This window comes from Phytoactinopolyspora endophytica (assembly GCF_004138495.1).
GTDB lineage: Bacteria > Actinomycetota > Actinomycetes > Jiangellales > Jiangellaceae > Phytoactinopolyspora > Phytoactinopolyspora endophytica.
On sequence record NZ_ML142853.1, the window covers coordinates 493,265 to 494,268 of the forward strand.

Sequence of the window (1,004 nt, forward strand, 5' to 3'; positions counted from 1 at the left end):
CCAGCGGTTCGAGATCGACGCGATCCGTGAGCACTGCCGGTTTCACGCGACCTGTATCCGCGCAGCCGGTGCGGACGCCGTGGAGGTGCGGCTCAGCGACTTCGCGCAGCGGTTCGAGCGGGTCTCGGAGGCGGTACACGAGGCGCTCGACGGCGTCGCCACCGTGGTCGACGACCCCGGACGTGAGACCGGTCGAGGCTACTACGCGGGGTACTGCTTCAAGGTCTACGCCGTCCACGGCGACGCCCGGTACGAGCTGTCCGACGGCGGTCTCGTCGACTGGACCCAGCAGTTGCTGCAGAACCGTAAGGAACGCCTCGTCATCAGCGGCATCGGCACCGACCGGCTGCTGATCCTCCGCTAGGACACGAGCGTCCTCGTGCCCCTGCACCGGAAAAACATCTCTGCGGCCGGATTTGGCGCCCAGACGGCGCCTTACGGCGTTGCCGTCGTCATCCGATGTACCCGCATCGACCGCGAATCCGCCGTCGGGCTGCCGGTTCCGCACCGGTGCTGGAAGGCGCAACAGCTGTGCACCGACGACGAGCCCACGCTCGAGTCACGTCTCGGCCTGCACCCCGGCGCCTGCCACTTCGCCGAACTGCCCGACACGGATCACTCAGCCACCTCGCCCCGATAGCTCTGCTGTAGACGCCTGCAAATCCTTGGTTATGTTCGAGTCTTCGCCGGTGTGCTGGCCTCGTCGCCGAACAGTGGGTGCGAGGTCAGGGAGTCGAGCACGTCTTGACCGCGCTGGCCACCGATTCGCTTGATCGCCGACAATAGATGGACGCGGCTCGGGCCGCGTGACTGGTCACGCAGCAGAGCGACCAGGTCATCAAGGTGGGCCTCGGTCGCGGTTGCGGCCAAGGTGACCGCCAGACCCTCCTTCTCACCTGGCCCTGTGGCCTCCGAGTACAGCAGACGGACCCTGCTCCACGCATGAACGACCGGCCGCAGAGCCAGGGCACGACCCATGCTCTCCATCACTCGGTCTGGATAGC

The 1,004-nt window shown here is 66.7% G+C and carries 2 pseudogenes; one reads left to right on the forward strand and one right to left on the reverse strand.

The features are described from left to right. A pseudogene (locus ELR45_RS13015) lies at positions 1 to 364 on the forward strand (hypothetical protein); the annotation flags it as partial. A 305-nt stretch (positions 365 to 669) separates the two neighbouring features. Here the strand turns inward: ELR45_RS13015 and ELR45_RS13025 are convergent. Further along, positions 670 to 1,004, reverse strand: a pseudogene (locus ELR45_RS13025) (hypothetical protein); the annotation flags it as partial.